The sequence below is a fragment of the Pseudomonas fungipugnans genome (genome assembly GCF_029955235.1).
In the GTDB taxonomy this organism is placed as follows: Bacteria; Pseudomonadota; Gammaproteobacteria; order Pseudomonadales; family Pseudomonadaceae; genus Aquipseudomonas; species Aquipseudomonas fungipugnans.
The window spans coordinates 2,848,452-2,865,728 of the sequence record NZ_JARBWL010000001.1; the positions used below are offsets into that span (position 1 = coordinate 2,848,452).

Consider the following 17,277-nt stretch of genomic DNA (forward strand, 5'->3'; position numbering starts at 1 on the left):
TTCACGCCACGTTTACGAATTTCCTACAACTTTGCCTGACGAACGACGCCATTGCGCGATTTTGCCATCGCGGCCAGTCGCACCGCCACGTTTGCGGCCCCGTAGCCGGCATAGCCGTTCTTGCGCTGGATGATTTCAAAGAAAAAACGGCCCTCGAACGGCTCGGTATACACATGAAACAGTTCGCCGCCCTGAGGATCGCGGTCATACAGCACGTTGAAATACGCCAGCTCGCTGAGAAACTCATCGTCGAAGTCAAAACGCGCCGCCAGGTCATCGTAGTAGTTGAGCGCAATATCCAGCAGCGGCACGCCCGCCTCTTTCGCCCGGCTGACTTCGGCAAAGATGTCGTCGCAATCAAAAGCGATGTGATGCACCCCGCAGCCGCGATAACTCGACAGCGCGTGTGAGATCGCGGTGTTGCGGTTCTCGGAAATGTTCAGCGGCAAGCGGATCGAATTGTCCCGGCTGCGCAGCGCCCGGCTTTTCACCAGACCGTACGGATCAGGCAGCACCACCTCGTCGTCCGCTTCGAAATCCAGCAGGCTTTTATAGAACAGCACCCAACTGTCGAGGCTGTCTGCCGGCAGCGCCATGGCCATGTGGTCGATGCGCTTGAGGCCGCCGCTGATCTGCGCCGCTGGTTGCAGATTGAAGTCGGTGCCATAGACGTCGGCCTGCTGATCCACCAGGTAAATCAGACTGCCGTCCGGGGCACGCACTGCCGCCAGTTCCAGTTCATTGGGGCCGACCAGCCCACGATAAGGCTGGCCCTTGTAGGCCACGGCACGGGCCAGCGCGCTGGCGCTGTCCTTGACCCGCACGGCGGTGGCGCACAGCGACGGGCCGTGAGCCTCGAAGAAATTGTGGGCAAACGAATACGGTTCGCAATTGAGGATCAGGTTGATATCGCCCTGGCGGAACAGGCTGACACTTTTGGAACGATGCTGCCCGGCCTTCACAAAACCCAGGCGCTCCAACCAGTGAGAGAGCTTGGCCCCAAGGCTTTCATCGACGGCGAACTCCAGAAACTCGATGCCGTTGTACTCACTGGCCTTGGGCGTCTCGAACAGAATATCGACATTGGCCGCAGGCATAGCCAGTTGCGCCAGACGCTGACGGGTTTTCTCTTCCAGGTACAGCAACGAGCGCAAACCATCGGCGGCGTTGGCCCGAGGCGGCGCGGCGCGAAAACCGTCATTGAAGATTTCAAGGGACAACGGCCCTGTGTAGCCGCTCTGGATGATCGGCGCGAGAAACCCGGCCAGATCGAATTCACCCTGACCCGGGAAGCAGCGAAAGTGCCGGCTCCACTCCAGCACGTCCATGGCCAGGATCGGTGCATCGGCCATCTGCACGAAGAAGATCTTGTCACCGGGAATGTCAGCGATGGCATGCGGGTCGCCCTTGAGCGACAGCGTGTGGAAACTGTCGAGCAACACGCCGAGGCTCGGATGATCGGCCTGACGCACGATGTTCCACACCTGTTGATACGTATTGACGTGACGGCCCCAGGCCAGCGCTTCATAGCCAATACGCAGCCCGCGGGCCCCGGCACGCTCGGCCAGCAGCCGCAAATCATCGATCAGAATGCGTTCATCACCGACGCAATCGGGCGACGCATTGCTGCACACCAGCACCAGATCGGTGCCCAGTTCCTGCATCAGGTCGAACTTGCGTTCGGCGCGTTCCAGGTTGCGCGGCAGGCGATCACGGCGGCAGCCTTCAAAGTCACGGAACGGCTGGAACAGCGTGATGGCGATCCCCAGATCGGTACACATCTGCCTGATTTCACGGGGGCTGCCGTCGTAGTACAGCAGGTCGTTTTCGAATATCTCCACCCCGTCGAACCCGGCGGCGGCAATGGCTTCGAGCTTTTCCGGCAGGGTGCCGCTCAAGGAAACAGTGGCGATGGAACGCTGCATACAGTTCGACTCCCGATGATTGCACGCTGTTGCAGGCGCTGCCGAAGACTGAGAACTGTTGATCCTGAAAATGAAATCAGAAGATCGCAGTGTGTCGCAGCGCCTACGGAGGTAGCGTTTTTCTGGGGGAAATTATTGGCCGGGACTGCTGCAAAGTGTACCAGTCAGTTAGTTTTATGGGCGATTATCGAACACAATGGCAAGGGGCGAATTGACGATTTTTCGTCCACTGCGCACCATCGGCAGCACATTGAGTCCGGTCGTGAACCGCCGGTCTCGGTTAATTGACTGACCCAGAACACCACATAAAAATTTCAAAAATCGGGTGGCACACATGACTCCTTCTCAAAGCTCTCGCCTGGAGCGCTCCTCCCTGGCACCTGCCATGAACGTCGCGAGCGGCGGTATCGGCGACAAGATCCGCGGCGCCCTGGCGGTCGGAAAAACCCGTTGGGGCATGCTGGCGCTGGTGTTTTTCGCCACCACCCTGAACTACATCGACCGCGCCGCCCTCGGCGTCATGCAGCCGATCCTGGCCAAGGAAATGAGCTGGACGGCGATGGACTACGCCAACATCAACTTCTGGTTTCAGGTCGGCTACGCGATCGGCTTCGTGTTGCAGGGCCGGCTGATCGACCGGGTCGGCGTCAAGCGTGTGTTCTTCTGCGCCGTGCTGCTGTGGAGCGTGGCCACCGGCGCCCATGGCCTGGCGACTTCGGCGCTGGGCTTCATGGTCTGCCGCTTTATTCTCGGCCTGACGGAAGCAGCGAATTACCCGGCGTGCGTGAAGACCACACGGCTGTGGTTTCCGGCCGGCGAGCGCGCCGTGGCCACCGGCATCTTCAACGCCGGGACCAACGTCGGGGCGATGTTCACGCCGATGCTGCTGCCGCTGATTCTGCATGTGTGGGGCTGGCAGGCGGCGTTCCTGTGCATGTCGGCACTGGGCGGAATCTGGCTGCTGTTCTGGGGTTTGAAGTACTTCAACCCGGAAGATCATCCCAGCGTCAAACAGTCGGAGCTGGATTACATTCAGCAAGAAATCGAACCGGAACAGGCCCGCGTGCCGTTCTCGAAAATCCTGCGCATGCGCGGCACCTGGGCCTTCGCCCTTGCCTATTCGATGACCGCGCCGGTGTTCTGGTTCTACCTCTATTGGCTGCCGCCGTTTCTCAATCAGCAGTACAACCTGGGGATCAACGTCACCCAGATGGGCATCCCGCTGATCATCATTTATGTCACGGCGGATTTCGGCAGCGTTGGCGGCGGGATTCTGTCTTCGTTCCTGATCGGTCGCGGGCTCAACCCGATCAAGGCGCGGTTGATGTCGATGCTGCTGTTTGCCTGCTGCATCATCGGCGTCGTCATGGCTGCCGGTTCCAGCAACCTGTGGGTCGCCGTGGCTGCAATCTCCCTGGCCATCGGCGCGCACCAGGCCTGGACCGCGAACATCTGGAGCCTGGTGATGGACTACACACCCAAACACATGATGAGCACGGTGTTCGGCTTCGGCGGCATGTGCGCGGCTATCGGCGGGATGTTCATGACCCAGATCGTCGGCCACATTCTGACCGTGACCAACAACAACTACACGGTGCTGTTCACCCTGATCCCGGCGATGTACTTCATCGCGCTGATCTGGATGTACTTCATGGCCCCACGCAAGATCCCGACCGTCACCGACTGAAAAACCCAACACAATCCCCCTGTGGGAGCGAGCCTGCTCGCTCCCACAGGTCGTTCATCGGTGGCCGTTAACGTCGGCTCTGCTGCCACGCCGCCGCCAACCCGCTGCAACAGATCACCGCAATCCCGACCACCGTGGTCAAGGTCGGCGTGTGCGAAAACACCAGCCAACCGAGCAGCCCGGCAAACACGATCTGGCAATAACCAAACGGAGCCAATAACGCCGGCGCCGCATGACGAAAAGCCTGGGTCAGAAACAGATGCGCCGTCATCCCGCAGGTACCCAGCGCCACCATCATCAACCCGTGCCCCAGACTCGGCAGTTGCCAGAAGAACGGCACCAGCGCGCTCATCACCAGGGTGTTGCACAATCCGGCGAAGAAGTTGCTGGTGGTCGGGCTATCAATCTGGCTGAGCTTGCGGGTGAGCAATTGATAGAAACAAAAAAACATCGCCGAGCAGAACGGCAGCAACACCGCTGTCGTGAACAATTCACCGCCGGGGTGGACGATGATCAACACACCGATAAAGCCGCAGATCACCGCGATCCATTGACCACGGGTGACATGCTCCTTCAACAAAGGCACCGACAACGCGGTCACCAACACCGGCGCAAGAAAGTTGACCGCCGTGGCTTCGGCCAAGGGAATGAACAGCAAACCGGTGGTGAAAAACAGGCTGGTGCCCAACAGGCACAACGCCCGCGCCAGCTGCAGCAACGGGCGTTTGGTGCGCAGCACGCGCAACCCGGATTGCGGCAAAAAAATCCCGGCCATCAGCAAGGTATGCACCATGTAACGCGCCCAGACCACCATGACGATCGGGTAGAAACCCGAGAGGTATTTTGAAATCGCGTCGTGGCTGGAAAAGAGAAATGTCGCCAGAACGATCAGCAAGATCCCCTTGAAGGGATGATTGACGCCGGAAAGTGGAGTGCTGATGGACGACGTCAAAGTGAAGGTCTCTAAAAGGAAGGAAGCGGCGGTAATTTAGAACCTGGTTGCAGATCATCCCATGTTGGCGCGGTGAAAGTGGGCGGACAGCGCACGGGTTTTTGCCGGACGCTGGTTTTCCTGTACACAAAAAAATCCACCCACACGGCAGATCCTCCTGTGAGAGATTCTTTTGTGAGAAATTCCCCTGTGGGAGCGAGCCTGCTCGCGAAAGCGGTCTGTCAGCCGACATCATTGTGGATGCGAGACCGCATTCGCGAGCAGGCTCGCTCCCACAAGGGGTTTGGAGGCCGAGCAATCTTTGTGTGTTTAAACACAGTCAGCCATGCTGATGCATCCGGAACCGCCACCACGGCGGGCGGTCTGACGACCGGACTGGCGTTGCGCCTGCACAGCGGCAACACTCATCACCACTGACAATCTGAGGAATCCCACATGCTATGGAAAAAAGGCCGACGCAGTGACAACGTGGTCGACGCCCGTGGCGAGGATGCCGGCGGCGGTGGCGGTGGGATGCGGTTTGGTGGCGGCAAGGGCCTGAGCCTGACCGCCATCGTGTTGATCGTCGGCATCGGCTGGCTCACCGGCCAGGACCCGTTGCAGATTCTCGGCCAACTGACCGGGCAGATGGGCGAGCAGTCGGCGCCGGCTACCACGCAAACCCGCCAGGCGCCGCCGGCCAACGACCAGCAGGCTGAGTTCGTGCGCTCGATCCTCGGCGACACCGAAGACACCTGGGGTCAGATTTTTCAGCAGGCCGGTCGCCAATACAAGAACCCGACACTGGTGCTGTTCAGCAACCGGGTGAATTCGGCCTGTGGTCTGGCCACCTCCGCCACCGGGCCGTTCTATTGCCCCGCGGATCAGAAGGTCTATCTGGACATGAGTTTCTTCCAGGAAATGTCGCAACGCTTTTCCGCCGCGGGCGACTTCGCTCAGGCGTATGTGATTGCGCACGAGGTCGGCCACCATGTGCAGACCTTGCTCGGCATCTCCGCGAAAATTCAGGCCGCCCGCCAACAGGGCCAACGCATGGAAGGCGACGGCGGTTTGCTGGTGCGTCAGGAATTGCAGGCCGATTGCCTGGCCGGAGTCTGGGCCAACAATGCGCAGAAACGCCTGAACTGGCTGGAACCCGGTGACATCGAGGAAGCCCTGAACGCCGCCAACGCCATCGGCGATGACCGTTTGCAGCAACAGAGCCAGGGCCGCGTGGTGCCGGACTCGTTCACCCATGGCACCTCGGCGCAACGGGTTCGCTGGTTCAAGGCCGGGTTCGCCCAGGGTCAGATGAGCCAGTGCGACACCTTTTCAGCGAGGAACCTGTGATGCGTATCGGCTGGCTGGTCCTCATGATTGCCTGCGCCAGCGCGCAGGCCGAAGAACACGGCGTCAAGGAAATCAGCCCCGGACGCCTGGTGCTCAAAGGCGGCGAAATGGCCGTGGGCATCGGCCCGGCGCCGAGCAAGATCGAGCGCGTGCTGATCGTCATCCATGGCCGTCTGCGCAACGCCGAAACGTACCGTGAGAGCGCCGAACACGCCGCCGAACAGGCCGGCCAAAGTGCGACCACGCTGGTGATGGCGCCACAGTTTCTGAATGAAACCGACGTCGCTCGCCATCAGTTGCCCGACAGCCTGTTGCGCTGGCACGGCGATGACTGGATGGCTGGCGCATTATCCACAGGGCCGAATCCCGAAAGCTCCTACGCTGCTCTAGACGAAATCGTCGCCCGGTTGAGCGATCACAAGCAGTTTCCGGACCTGAAGAAAATCGTCATCGCCGGGCATTCCGGAGGCGGTCAGGTAGTGCAGCGCTATGCGCTGCTGGCTCACGATCAGCCAGCGCTGGAGGCTGCCGGTGTGAGTATTCGTTATGTGGTGGCCAACCCGTCGTCCTACGCGTATTTCAATGAACAACGGCCCGTGGCGTTTGATCGCGCGCAATGTCCTGGCTTCAACCGCTGGAAATACGGGCTGACGGACATGCCCGTGTATGCGGGCGGGCAAACGGCGCCGCAGCTTGAAAGCAGCTACATCAAACGCGACGTGACTTATCTGTTGGGGCAGCAGGACATCGACCCGCAGCATCCGGCGCTGGACAAGGGCTGCGAGGCGCAAACCCAGGGCGCCTATCGCCTGATTCGCGGGCACAATTTCTTTGATTACCTGCTACGGCGTAACCCGCAAGGGGTGAATCAGCGGCTGGTTGAAGTGCCTGGGGTGGGGCATGACGGGGACAAGATGTTTACGTCGCTCGAGGGGCAGAAGGTGTTGTTTCAACAGTGAGTGTTGAGGTGGATGTTCGGGCCTCTTCGCGGGCAAGCCCGCTCCCACAGTTGACCGAATTCTTTCAGACAGAATGCAATCAATGTGGGAGCGAGCTTGCTCGCGATGGCGGTTCCACAGACAACAAACATCTCAAGCCGAAAGCATCCGCCGCAATTCAACACAATCGCGAGCATGCCAGTCCACCAGCTCCGGCCACGGATTCTCCGGCAAATTCACCAGCACCGTCCGCGCCCCCGCCGCACGACCGCAATCCAGATCGAAGCGATAATCACCGACCATCACCATCTCGCTCGCCGGCACGTTCCAGGCCTCGGCCAGTTTCAGCAGGCCACCGGGATGCGGCTTGGGCGGCGCTTCGTCGCGGCCCAGCACATCGTCCACCGCAAAGCAGTCGGCCAGGCCGATGGCTTCAAGGGTGACATGCGCCAGTTCCCGGGCGTTTCGGGTCAGGATACCCAGCCGATAACCACGTCCGGCCAGCTCTCGCACCAACTCCACCGCCCCCGGCGCCGGTTTCGAACCCAGCGCCAGATCACGTTCGTGTTCCAGCAACCAGGCGTGTTTGGCCGCAGCTTCGTCAGCCGGCAGTGCCGCCAGATGAGTCAGGATGTCGTCTTGCGCCGGGATCGACAGCGCCACGCGAATCGCCGCAAAGTCATGCACAGCCACGGTCAGGGTGCCGTCCATGTCGAACACCCAGTGGCGCACTTCGGCCAGGCTCATGCCCAGTCCTTGCGATGACGAATCAGGCCTTCCTGGGTGACCGAGGCCACCAGTTTCCCGGCGCGGTTGAACACGCTGCCACGGGAAAAACCACGGGAGTTGCCGGCCCACGGGCTGTCCATCGCATACAGCAGCCAGTCATCGGCGCGCAGGTCGGCGTGGAACCACAGCGCGTGGTCGAGGCTGGCGACCTGCATGTCTTTCTGCCAGACCGATTTACCGTGCGGCTGCAACGAGGTGGTCAACAGGCCGAAATCCGAAGCGTAGGCCAGCAAGTATTTGTGCAGCGCCGGCGAGTCGGCCAAGGCACCGTCGGCACGAAACCACACGTACTTGACCGGATCGGTCGGCTGCGGGTTATACGGGTCTTTTTCGGTAACCGGGCGAAATTCGATCGGCTTGGGGCACAGCAGCTTTTCGCGCATGTGCTCAGGGATCAGGTGTGCGCGCTGTTGGGTGAGATCCAGCTCCGAGGGCAGGTTTTCCGGGCCGACCACGTTTGGCATCTCGGTCTGGTGCTCAAAGCCTTCTTCGTCGTACTGAAACGAGGCACTGCAAGTGAAGATCGGGTTGCCCTTCTGAATCGCCGTCACCCGGCGCGTGCTGAAACTGCCGCCATCGCGCACCCGGTCAACCTGATACACCACCGGCAACCCGGCATCGCCCGGACGCAGGAAATAACCGTGCATCGAATGCACATGCCGCGCCTCTTCAACCGTCTGACTGGCGGCCGACAGCGACTGGCCGAGTACCTGACCACCGAACAACTGCCGAAACCCCAAGTCCTGGCTGCGGCCACGGAACAGGTTTTCTTCGATCGGTTCCAGGGTCAGCAGCTCGACCAGATCTTCCAACACTTGGCTCATTCAGACTCTCCTCACACAACGCAATGACGCGCAGTCTTGGCTGCGGCGCTCGATTCAGTTTCAGGCCCGGTGCAACGTCCGGGCATTGTAACGATCCGTGTTTGCTTATCCATGCAAGGTTTCCAGCCATTGTTCACGGCTGATGCGGTACAGCAGGTGATGACGCAACGGGTGATCGGCGGCCAGTCGGGGGTGCTCGAAATCGTCGGCCGGGTCGTGATGCATGCCGATCGCTTGCATGACTTTTTCCGACGGCAGATTATTTTGCGTGGTGAACGCCACCACCTCTTTCAGCGCCAAGCGGTCAAAGCCGCAACGCAAAGCTGTCCAGGCGGCTTCACTGGCATAACCCAGCCCCCAATGCTCGCTGGCCAGGCGCCAGCCAATCTCGACGGCCGGGGTAAACGGCGCGTCGAACCCGACCACACCCAGCCCGGTAAAACCGATGAACTGCCCGGTGTCCTTGCGCTCCAGCGCCCAGAGGCCAAAGCCGTGCTCGGCAAAATGACCGCGAACCCGACCAATCAACGAGGCACTTTCCAGTCGGCTCAAGGGCGCCGGGAAATAGCGCATCACCTGCGGATCGGCGCACATCGCCGCAAATTCCGGCAAATCCTCATCGCGCCACTGCCGCAACAACAGGCGTGCGCTTTCGAGTTCCAGTATCGGCTCCATCGTGCCCCTCCGTTTCCATGTGGCAAGTCTACATCGCTGGTAGGATCGTTCACCCTTTCCTACACGCTTCTTAGATAAATCAGCCATGCCCCTGCCCCTGATCTACCACGAAGACTACAGCCCCGAGTTCCCGGCGGACCATCGCTTCCCCATGGACAAGTTCCGCCTGTTGCGCGATCACCTGGTGGACAGCGGCCTGACCCGGGACGCCGACCTGCTGCGCCCGGACATCTGCCCTGTGGAGATTCTCGCCCTGGCGCATGACCGTGGCTATATCGAACGTTACATGAGCGGCGAGTTGTCCCGCGAAGACCAACGGCGCCTCGGCCTGCCGTGGAACGAAGCGCTGGCCCGGCGCACGGTGCGGGCGGTCGGCGGCTCGTTGCTGGCCGCCGAGCAAGCGCTGGAACATGGCCTGGCCTGTCACCTGGCCGGCGGCACGCACCATGCGCACTACGACTACCCGGCCGGGTTCTGCATCTTCAATGACCTGGCGGTGATCAGCCATTACCTGCTGGAAAGTGGCCGGGTGAACAGGGTGCTGATCTTCGATTGCGATGTGCATCAGGGTGATGGGACTGCACGAATTCTGCACAACACCCCGGATGCGATCACCGTTTCCCTGCACTGCGAGAAGAATTTTCCCGCACGCAAGGCCGAAAGTGACTGGGACATTGCGCTGCCCAAGGGCATGGGCGACGCCGAGTACCTGCAAGTGGTGGACGATGCACTCAACTATCTGCTGCCGCTCTATCAACCGGATCTGGTGCTGTATGACGCCGGTGTCGATGTGCACAAGGACGACGCATTGGGTTACCTGAAACTGACCGACGAGGGCGTCGCTGCCCGTGACGAAAGTGTGATGCGCCATTGCCTGGGCCGCGACATTCCAGTGGTCGGGGTGATTGGCGGCGGCTACAGCAAAGACCGCCTGGCGCTGGCCCGCCGTCACGGCATCCTGCACCACAGCGCACAACGGGTGTGGACGTCATCAGGCTGTCATTGAGTTGTGGATGCTTTACCCACAATGCCTGTGGAACTGCCTGTGGATAACCTGAGTGAAAGGCGCTGCAGGCCATATACGACATAGGGTACAGCACGATGGTTGTTTTTTGATCAGCCTTCCCGCCCCACCGCTATTCCCATGTGGGAGCGAGCCTGCTCGCGAATAGGCCAGTACCTTCAACCTCTCCATCGGCTGACACAGCGCTTTCGCGAGCAGGCTCGTTCCCACAGGGAAGGGTGCTGGTAGAATGCCCGGCTTATTCCGCCATACCGCAGCGCATTCCATGACCCAAGCCACCGCCGCCCTCCCCGCTCACGTCGCCATCATCGGCGGTGGCCCCGCCGGCCTGATGGCCGCTGAAGTGTTGAGCCAGGCGAGCATCCAGGTCGATCTGTACGACGGCATGCCATCGGTTGGGCGCAAGTTCCTGCTGGCCGGTGTGGGCGGCATGAACATCACCCACTCCGAAGCGTACCCGGCGTTCCTCTCGCGCTACGCCGAGCGAGCACCACAGATTGCGCCACTGCTGCGCCCTTTCGGCGCCGATGCGCTGTGCCAATGGATTCACGACCTGGGCATCGAAACCTTTGTCGGCAGCTCCGGCCGGGTCTTTCCAACCGACATGAAAGCCGCCCCGTTGCTGCGCGCCTGGCTCAAACGCCTGCGCGACAGCGGTGTCGTGATCCACACCCGCCACCGTTGGCTCGGCTGGAATGCCGATGGCAGCCTGAAGGTGTCGAGCCCGGACGGTGAAACAGCCTTGAAGCCGGACGCCACGTTGCTGGCCTTGGGCGGTGGCAGCTGGTCGCGGCTGGGTTCGGACGGCGCCTGGATGCTGCCTCTGGAGCAACGCGGCGTAGGACTTGCGCCGTTGCAGCCAAGTAATTGCGGCTTCGAGGTGCAGGCCTGGAGCGAGTTGATGGTCAGCAAATTCGCCGGTGCACCGCTGAAGAATATCGCCATCGGCCTCAATGACGACATCCCGCGGCTCGGAGAATGTGTAATCACGGCCACCGGGATTGAGGGCAGTCTGATCTACGCATTGTCGGCGCCGATTCGCGAGGCGATCAACGCCCATGGCTCGGCAACCATTCATCTCGACCTGTTGCCCGGCAAGCCTGTGGATAAAATTCAGGCGAACCTGAGCAAGCCGCGCGGCTCACGCTCCATGGCCAAGCATTTGCACAGTCAGCTAGGGATTGATGGGGTGAAAGCCGCGTTGTTGCGCGAGCTGACCGGTGCCACCTGCTTCGCTGACCCGGCATTGCTGGCCAAGGCGATCAAGGCGTTGCCGCTGACGCTGGTGAAAACCCGTCCGCTGGACGAAGCCATCAGCAGTGCTGGCGGTGTGAAGTTCGAGTCGATGGATGAGCGCTTGATGCTCAAGCAACTGCCGGGTGTGTTTTGCGCGGGGGAAATGCTGGACTGGGAAGCGCCGACGGGCGGCTATCTGCTGACGGCGTGTTTTGCCAGTGGACGGGCGGCGGGGTTGGGGATGGTGGAGTGGTTGCGGCGTAGGGGCTGAGGACCGAGGCGCGCCCTTGGCGAGCAAGCCCGCTTCCACATTCAATCGCATTCTTTCTAAAGAAACTCGGTCAAATGTGAGAGCGGGCTTGCCCGCGAAGGCGGCCTGGAGGACACCCCATCAGATCAAGGCTTACGCTTACGCGGCCCGGTATTGAACACGGGCACCTTGCGCACAGGCTTGATCGAAGGCTCCGGCGCCGAAGCATCGCCGCTCTCAACCCATTTACCCAGGTTGCGCTTGCCACCACCAGAGGTCTTTGGCTTCTTCGGTTTTTTCGGTTTTTTCACCACTTGACCGCTGGCATCGGTGTCCGGCACCCGGTGCTCAGGTTCGAAATCCTGCTCGATCCGACGGCTCAGGGTCTGGCGGGTCAGGGTTTCGATGGCCGACAACAGATTCACTTCATCGGCACATACCAGGGAAATCGCCTCCCCCGTCGAACCCGCACGACCAGTACGACCGATGCGGTGGATGTAGTCCTCGGCCACGATCGGCAGGTCGAAGTTGACCACCAGTGGCAAATCCTCGATGTCCAGGCCACGGGCCGCGACGTCGGTGGCCACCAGGATCTGCACTTCACTGGCCTTGAATCGATCCAGTGCGCGCTGGCGGGTGGCCTGCGGTTTGTCGCCATGAATGCCGTCGGCGTTGATGCCCAGGCCCTGGAGTTTTTCCACCAGCGCATCCACGCCGTTGCGGGTCTTGGCGAACACCAGCACCTGTTTCCACTTGCCTTTGCGCAGCAGGTGAATGAACAGCTCCGGCTTGCGCTTCTTGTCCACCACCACAACCCATTGCTTGACGGTGTTGGCCGCCACGTTGCGCGGGCTGACTTCTATGCTCAGCGGATCGTTGAGCATTTGCCCGGCCAGGGTGCGGATTGCATCGGAGAAGGTAGCCGAGAACAACAGCGTCTGACGCTGCTTGGGCAGCACGCGGTAAATGTTCCCCAGCTCCTCGGAGAAACCCAGGTCGAGCATACGATCGGCTTCGTCCAGGATCAGGGTTTGCAGCTGATTGAACTTGAGGGCCTTCTGACGATACAGGTCGAGCAAACGCCCCGGGGTCGCCACCAGCACATCGACACCTTTGCGCAGCTTCATCATCTGCGGGTTGATGCTGACGCCGCCGTACACCGCGTAGGTGCTCAACGGCAGGTTCTCGGCGTACTGGCGCACGGCTTCATGGACCTGCTCGGCCAGCTCGCGAGTCGGCACCAGAATCAGCGCGCGCACCGAGTTGGAGGCAACTTTCGGCCCTTCCATGGCCAGCAACTGCAGGAGCGGCACGGCGAAACCGGCAGTTTTGCCGGTTCCGGTCTGCGCGGCTGCCATCAGGTCGCGACCGGCCAGCACCGCCGGAATGGCTTGCGCCTGGACCGGCGTCGGGGTCTGGTAGCCGAGCGTCTCGAGAGAGCGCAGCAAGGGTTCGATCAGGCCAAGGGTGGCGAAAGTCATGGGAATACCGTAGGAAAATTCAGCGCGGTTGTGCAAAACAAGTGTGCAATGGCGCGCAGTTTACCCTAATTCACGCCGGTTTCTGTCGGCGCCACTGCGGCAGGCCAATGAGCACCACGGCACTGATGATCACGGCCATCGCCACGGCTTCTTCGAGACCGATGGTTTCACCGACAAACACGATCCCCAACAACACCGCCACCGCCGGGTTGACGTAGGCATAACTGGTGGCGGCTGCCGGACGCACGTGTTTCAACAGGTACATGTAGGCGTTGAACGCGATGATCGAGCCGAAGCCGATCAGATAGGCGAGTGCCGCCCAGCCCTCCATCGGCGGCACGCGGTCCAGATGCTCGCCGCTCACCGCGCTACCGATCAGCAGCACCACGCCACCCACCAGCATCTCGGCAGCACTGGCCATCGCGCCCTGGGGCAGCGGCAGGTGTTTGCTCCACACCGAACCGAAGGCCCAGGCTGCCGCCGCGAACACCAGCAACGCCGCGCCCAGCGGGCTCGATTGGAGATTGGAGCCAAGATTGAGCATGGCAATGCCGATCATCCCGAGGACAATCCCGGCCCATTCGAGGCGGGTATTACGCGCGCCCCAGAAATAACCACAGAGCAAGGTGAACAGCGGCACGGTGGCCACGGCCAGCGCGGCAACGCCAGACGCCACACCGGTGTGCTCCGCGATACTCACCGCACCGTTACCCAGGCTCAGCAGCAAGATCCCGATCATCCCCGCCGCTTTCCACTGCGCCCAGGTCGGCGCCGGCACCCCACGCCAACGCAGGAAGGCGTACATCAAGGACCCGGCGATGACAAAGCGAATGCCGCCGAGCATCAACGGCGGCCAGTACTGCACGCCGATACGAATGACCAGATAGGTCGAGCCCCAGATCACATACAACGCGAAAAAAGCGCCGATCAACGGCAAGGGAAAACGGCGTGGGCCTGGCATGGACGACTCGAAGGCAGGACAAGGGGAGCGAATAGTCTAGAAAGGCCCACGGATAATATTAAGTTACAAAACCCGTTTAAAGCGCCCGTACACTTTTCGAATCAGTCAGTGCGATAGAACATTGGGGGCCCTGAGGAGGTAAGCAGGTCTGATCCAAAAGAAAATCTACTGTGGGAGCGAGCCTGCTCGCGATGACGGAGTGTTAGTCGACATCAATGGTGCCTGACAGACCGCCATCGCGAGCAAGCCCGCTACCACAGGGGGGGAAATGTGTTTTTTTTCAGAATCCGCGATGGCGTTTCAGATGCTCATTGATCTTCGCCGCCGGCACTTTCTGCAAGCTGCACAGCAAGTCATGGGACAACTCGCGCAGCCCATGCTTCTGCCGCAGTTCTTGCGCCAGGTGCGCCGTCAGGTTGGCCGCCATCTCGGCATCGGCCATGGCCCGGTGAGCCTTGCCTGTATTGGGCAGGCTGGCGAAGGTAGTGAGTGTGCCGAGTTTGTGGTTCGGTGCGGCAGGCATCAGGCGGCGGGCCAGCAGCAGTGAGCAGGCAAAGTTCTGCAAGCGGGTGCGTTTGATCCGCCCCAGTTCAAAGTCCCAGAACTTCTGGTCGAACGCGGCGTTGTGCGCCAACAGCGGGGTGATGCCGACGAATTCGTTGACCTCGTTCATCACCTGCTCGGCCGACGGCGCGGTGCGCAGCATGGCGTTGCTGATGCCGGTCAGTTGTTCGATAAAAGCCGGGACACGGACGCCGGCGTTCATCAGGCTTTGGTAACGGTCGACAATGCGCCCCTGTTCAAGAATCACCACGGCGATTTCCGTGGCCCGGCAGCTGCTGCTCGGGGAAATTCCAGTGGTTTCAAAGTCGATGACTGCTATGCGTTCCAAACCTGTTTCAACTCCGTAAAAATCAATTCTTGAGCAGCAAGGCGCCTTCGATGGGCACGTAACGGCTGGCGGCGCGGATCAGCGAGTTGGCGGTCAGGCCCGGCACGCCGTAAGCCACGGCCTGCACGCCATGTTTGCTGATGATGCGTTCCAGCAGCATGTCGAAATCACCATCGCCGGAGGCCAGCACCACTTCGTCGACGTGGTCGGCGGCGTCCATGATGTCGAGGGTGATGCCCACGTCCCAGTCGCCCTTGGCCGAGCCGTCGCTGCGCTGGATGTAGGGCTTGAGCTTCACGATGAAACCCAGGTTGCGCAGGATCTGCTGGAACTGCTGCTGTTTGCTGTCACCACGATCGATCGCATAGGCATAGGCTTCGACGATCTCGCCCTGCTTGCTGATATCAGCCCACAACGCGGCGTAGTTGAAGTGGCAACCATAGGCCTGGCGCACGGTGTAATAGAGGTTTTGCACGTCGGCGAACACTGCGATTTTTTTCACCGTACATCCTCAAGAGCGCACAAGCGTGCGGACAGGATCAGGCCCCAGGCCCGAAAAGTTGCCCAGTATGCCAGTCAGAAGGATTGTTCAGCGAATAATCGGCTCGGGGCGCGAGCGCGCCTCGGACGAATGGTGGGTCAGACGAAGGAGTCGTCGTCATCGCCGCCGAAGGACGATGAATCATCATCGCTGTAGTCGGCGTCGGTAAAGTTGCCCTGATCATTATCGTAAGAGCTGTTGTCAGCCACGCGCTGATCATCGTTCCAGCCGTTGCCGCCGCTCTGGTCATTGACCTGGGCCGGCTCTTCCTTGATGACCTCGACAACTTGCTGAGGCTGCTGATTGCTGTGGAACAGGCTGCTGATGCCTTCGGCCAGCATCACGCCACCCGCCACACCGGCGGCGGTTTTCAGCGCGCCGCCAAGGAAACTGCTGCCAGCGGCGGCAGGTGCCTGCTGTTGCGGGGCGTAGTTCTGTTGCGGTGCACCGTAGTTTTGTTGCGGGTTCTGTTGCGGCCCGCCGAAGTTTTGCTGCGGCGGTTGCGAACCGAACGAAGGCCGCGCCGGTTCACGCCAGCCGCCACTCGCAGGCGGCGCGCTTTGGGTTGGCGCAGGCTGCGGATCGCGCGAGCCACCACCAAAGATGCTCGACAGGAAACCACCGCTGGCCGGAGCCGGTGCGGCGGCCTGGGACTTGGCCTGTTGCAGGTCGGCCTGCAACTGCTGGATTTGCTGGGTCAGCTGCTTGTTCTGTTCATCAAGGCTCTTGATGGCGGCCTCTTGCACCAGAATCGCCTGGGTCATGAAATAGCCGGCCGCGGGCTGGCGCGTCAGGTGTTCCTTGATCCGCGCCTCGGCCAGGGCGTCGCGCGGGGCTGAATCCGCTTCGGCCTGTTGCAGCCGGGAAAACAGTCCATCGATCAGGGTTTGTTCTTCGCTGTTCATGGCGACCTCGTAGATTGCCGGGAATATCGTCGCCCTCGTCCACGCTGGACCAGGTGCTGACTCAGTTATGGGGCTGATACCAGATGTTTCAATAGCCTTTACCTAACGTTTACGTTTGCTTGTGACCGCAGTTGATCGGTTAAAGTGGGCCACTGCTTCCAACCTGCGATACCGACTGATGAATCCGTTCGACGTGCTGCGTGACTCCCTGTACTTCTTCAAGCGCAATCTGGGCCAGATCGTGCAGCTTTGCCTGCCGCTGGTGATCCTTGAGGCCTTCCTGCAACAGCTGGTGGACAACTCGGCCGGGCCGGACGGGTTTCCCGGTTACAGCGTGATCGTCGGCTTGCTGGTGTACCCACTGTACACCGCGGCGCTGATTCTGTTTCTCGATGCGCGCAGCCGTGGCGAGTCGCCGCGTATCCGAGACCTGCTGGCGATGTCCGCCACCCTGTGGCCGCGTTTCGCCCTGCTCACCGCGCTCAATACCTTGCTGATTCTGCTGGGCCTGTCGCTGTATTTCCTGCCGGGCATCTGGCTGATGGTGACGTTGGCGTTTGCCGAATACCTGCTGGTGCTGCGTGGCCTGGCGCCACTGGCGGCGATGAAGGCCAGCCTGCGCCTGACACGCGGCCATTTCCTGCGCATTCTGGTGTGCATTTTGTGTGTGATGGCGCCGTTGTGGCTGCTCAAGGGCGCCAGCTATGCGGTGTACCCGGAACCACAGAACCCGGTCATTGCCCTGCTGATCGACAGCGTTCACAGCTTTTTGCAGCTGTTTACCAGCGTGGTGCTGTTCCGGCTGTTCATGCTGATCGACGAAACGCCTGACACAAACAACAGACCCGTCTGACCGTGGGCGCTGGCA

At 60.9% G+C, this 17,277-nt stretch carries 16 protein-coding genes; 6 read left to right on the plus strand and 10 right to left on the minus strand.

Features of this window, described 5'->3' with window-relative positions:
- Positions 1-23: 23 nt before the first annotated feature.
- A complete protein-coding gene (gene quiC / locus POF45_RS11910) occupies positions 24-1,925 on the minus strand; it encodes a 3-dehydroshikimate dehydratase QuiC (protein WP_282315736.1) in 1,902 nt (633 codons plus the stop codon).
- A gap of 334 nt (positions 1,926-2,259) precedes the next feature.
- Between quiC and POF45_RS11915 the strand changes: the two genes are divergently transcribed.
- Entirely contained in the window at positions 2,260-3,612 is a 1,353-nt protein-coding gene (locus POF45_RS11915; protein ID WP_409077903.1) for an MFS transporter, read from the plus strand.
- A 67-nt stretch (positions 3,613-3,679) separates the two neighbouring features.
- Here the strand turns inward: POF45_RS11915 and POF45_RS11920 are convergent, their stop codons facing one another.
- Positions 3,680-4,564, minus strand: coding sequence for a DMT family transporter (locus POF45_RS11920; protein ID WP_282315737.1), 885 nt, complete (start codon positions 4,562-4,564; stop codon positions 3,680-3,682).
- Between the two features lie 435 nt (positions 4,565-4,999).
- Between POF45_RS11920 and ypfJ the strand changes: the two genes are divergently transcribed.
- Positions 5,000-5,893 (plus strand): KPN_02809 family neutral zinc metallopeptidase, encoded by an 894-nt coding sequence (gene ypfJ / locus POF45_RS11925; protein ID WP_259496806.1) that lies wholly within the window; start codon positions 5,000-5,002, stop codon positions 5,891-5,893.
- Positions 5,893-6,852: an alpha/beta fold hydrolase gene (locus POF45_RS11930; protein ID WP_282315738.1), complete on the plus strand. Its 960-nt coding sequence runs from the start codon at positions 5,893-5,895 to the stop codon at positions 6,850-6,852. The genes ypfJ and POF45_RS11930 overlap by 1 nt, the downstream gene beginning before the upstream one ends.
- Positions 6,853-6,984: 132 nt before the next feature.
- Here POF45_RS11930 and POF45_RS11935 read toward each other — a convergent pair whose 3' ends face one another.
- The 3 genes from POF45_RS11935 to POF45_RS11945 form a co-directional block, all read right to left on the minus strand.
- On the minus strand, positions 6,985-7,578 hold the full coding sequence (locus tag POF45_RS11935) for an HAD family hydrolase (protein WP_282315739.1): 594 nt from the start codon (positions 7,576-7,578) through the stop codon (positions 6,985-6,987).
- Positions 7,575-8,444, minus strand: coding sequence for an acyl-CoA thioesterase II (tesB, locus tag POF45_RS11940; protein WP_259496810.1), 870 nt, complete (start codon positions 8,442-8,444; stop codon positions 7,575-7,577). Before tesB ends, POF45_RS11935 begins: the two co-directional genes overlap by 4 nt.
- 105 nt (positions 8,445-8,549) lie before the next feature.
- On the minus strand, positions 8,550-9,119 hold the full coding sequence (locus tag POF45_RS11945; RefSeq protein WP_259496811.1) for a GNAT family N-acetyltransferase: 570 nt from the start codon (positions 9,117-9,119) through the stop codon (positions 8,550-8,552).
- A gap of 85 nt (positions 9,120-9,204) precedes the next feature.
- On the opposite strand from POF45_RS11945, the gene POF45_RS11950 reads away from it, so the two are divergent.
- Together POF45_RS11950 and POF45_RS11955 are read left to right on the plus strand one after the other, a co-directional pair.
- Entirely contained in the window at positions 9,205-10,125 is a 921-nt protein-coding gene (locus POF45_RS11950; RefSeq protein WP_282315740.1) for a histone deacetylase family protein, read from the plus strand.
- Positions 10,126-10,408: 283 nt separating this feature from the next.
- Positions 10,409-11,650, plus strand: a complete 1,242-nt coding sequence (locus POF45_RS11955) for a TIGR03862 family flavoprotein (protein WP_282316034.1) — start codon at positions 10,409-10,411, stop codon at positions 11,648-11,650.
- Positions 11,651-11,775: 125 nt separating this feature from the next.
- Here POF45_RS11955 and rhlE1 read toward each other — a convergent pair whose 3' ends face one another.
- The 5 genes from rhlE1 to POF45_RS11980 all read right to left on the minus strand — a co-directional run bounded on the left by rhlE1 (position 11,776) and on the right by POF45_RS11980 (position 16,409).
- Positions 11,776-13,110 (minus strand): RNA helicase RhlE1, encoded by a 1,335-nt coding sequence (gene rhlE1, locus POF45_RS11960; protein ID WP_259496813.1) that lies wholly within the window; start codon positions 13,108-13,110, stop codon positions 11,776-11,778.
- A gap of 70 nt (positions 13,111-13,180) precedes the next feature.
- Complete coding sequence (gene yedA / locus POF45_RS11965) at positions 13,181-14,071, minus strand: drug/metabolite exporter YedA (RefSeq protein ID WP_259496814.1); 891 nt, start codon at positions 14,069-14,071, stop codon at positions 13,181-13,183.
- Between the two features lie 280 nt (positions 14,072-14,351).
- On the minus strand, positions 14,352-14,963 hold the full coding sequence (locus tag POF45_RS11970; protein ID WP_259496815.1) for a 3'-5' exonuclease: 612 nt from the start codon (positions 14,961-14,963) through the stop codon (positions 14,352-14,354).
- 22 nt (positions 14,964-14,985) lie between these two features.
- The gene (locus tag POF45_RS11975; protein WP_054052625.1) at positions 14,986-15,465 is read right to left on the minus strand and encodes a LabA-like NYN domain-containing protein; all 480 of its coding nucleotides are present in this window, start codon (positions 15,463-15,465) and stop codon (positions 14,986-14,988) included.
- A gap of 137 nt (positions 15,466-15,602) precedes the next feature.
- A complete protein-coding gene (locus tag POF45_RS11980; protein ID WP_259496818.1) occupies positions 15,603-16,409 on the minus strand; it encodes a DUF2076 domain-containing protein in 807 nt (268 codons plus the stop codon).
- A gap of 178 nt (positions 16,410-16,587) precedes the next feature.
- Here POF45_RS11980 and POF45_RS11985 point away from each other — a divergent pair, with 178 nt between their 5' ends.
- Positions 16,588-17,262 carry a YciC family protein gene (locus tag POF45_RS11985; RefSeq protein WP_259496819.1) on the plus strand — a complete coding sequence of 225 codons (675 nt, stop codon included), beginning with the start codon at positions 16,588-16,590 and terminating at the stop codon, positions 17,260-17,262.
- Positions 17,263-17,277 lie beyond the last annotated feature (15 nt).

Excerpts from the sequence above, each read along its gene's own strand:
- yedA (WP_259496814.1), bottom strand. The coding sequence starts at position 14,071 with ATGCCAGGCCCACGCCGTTTTCCCTTGCCGTTGATCGGCGCTTTTTTC.
- POF45_RS11935 (WP_282315739.1), bottom strand. The coding sequence starts at position 7,578 with ATGAGCCTGGCCGAAGTGCGCCACTGGGTGTTCGACATGGACGGCACC.
- POF45_RS11980 (WP_259496818.1), bottom strand. The coding sequence starts at position 16,409 with ATGAACAGCGAAGAACAAACCCTGATCGATGGACTGTTTTCCCGGCTG.
- tesB (WP_259496810.1), bottom strand. The coding sequence starts at position 8,444 with ATGAGCCAAGTGTTGGAAGATCTGGTCGAGCTGCTGACCCTGGAACCG.
- rhlE1 (WP_259496813.1), bottom strand. The coding sequence starts at position 13,110 with ATGACTTTCGCCACCCTTGGCCTGATCGAACCCTTGCTGCGCTCTCTC.
- ypfJ (WP_259496806.1), top strand. The coding sequence starts at position 5,000 with ATGCTATGGAAAAAAGGCCGACGCAGTGACAACGTGGTCGACGCCCGT.
- POF45_RS11985 (WP_259496819.1), top strand. The coding sequence starts at position 16,588 with ATGAATCCGTTCGACGTGCTGCGTGACTCCCTGTACTTCTTCAAGCGC.
- quiC (WP_282315736.1), bottom strand. The coding sequence starts at position 1,925 with ATGCAGCGTTCCATCGCCACTGTTTCCTTGAGCGGCACCCTGCCGGAA.
- POF45_RS11955 (WP_282316034.1), top strand. The coding sequence starts at position 10,409 with ATGACCCAAGCCACCGCCGCCCTCCCCGCTCACGTCGCCATCATCGGC.
- POF45_RS11950 (WP_282315740.1), top strand. The coding sequence starts at position 9,205 with ATGCCCCTGCCCCTGATCTACCACGAAGACTACAGCCCCGAGTTCCCG.
- POF45_RS11930 (WP_282315738.1), top strand. The coding sequence starts at position 5,893 with ATGCGTATCGGCTGGCTGGTCCTCATGATTGCCTGCGCCAGCGCGCAG.
- POF45_RS11915 (WP_409077903.1), top strand. The coding sequence starts at position 2,260 with ATGACTCCTTCTCAAAGCTCTCGCCTGGAGCGCTCCTCCCTGGCACCT.
- POF45_RS11945 (WP_259496811.1), bottom strand. The coding sequence starts at position 9,119 with ATGGAGCCGATACTGGAACTCGAAAGCGCACGCCTGTTGTTGCGGCAG.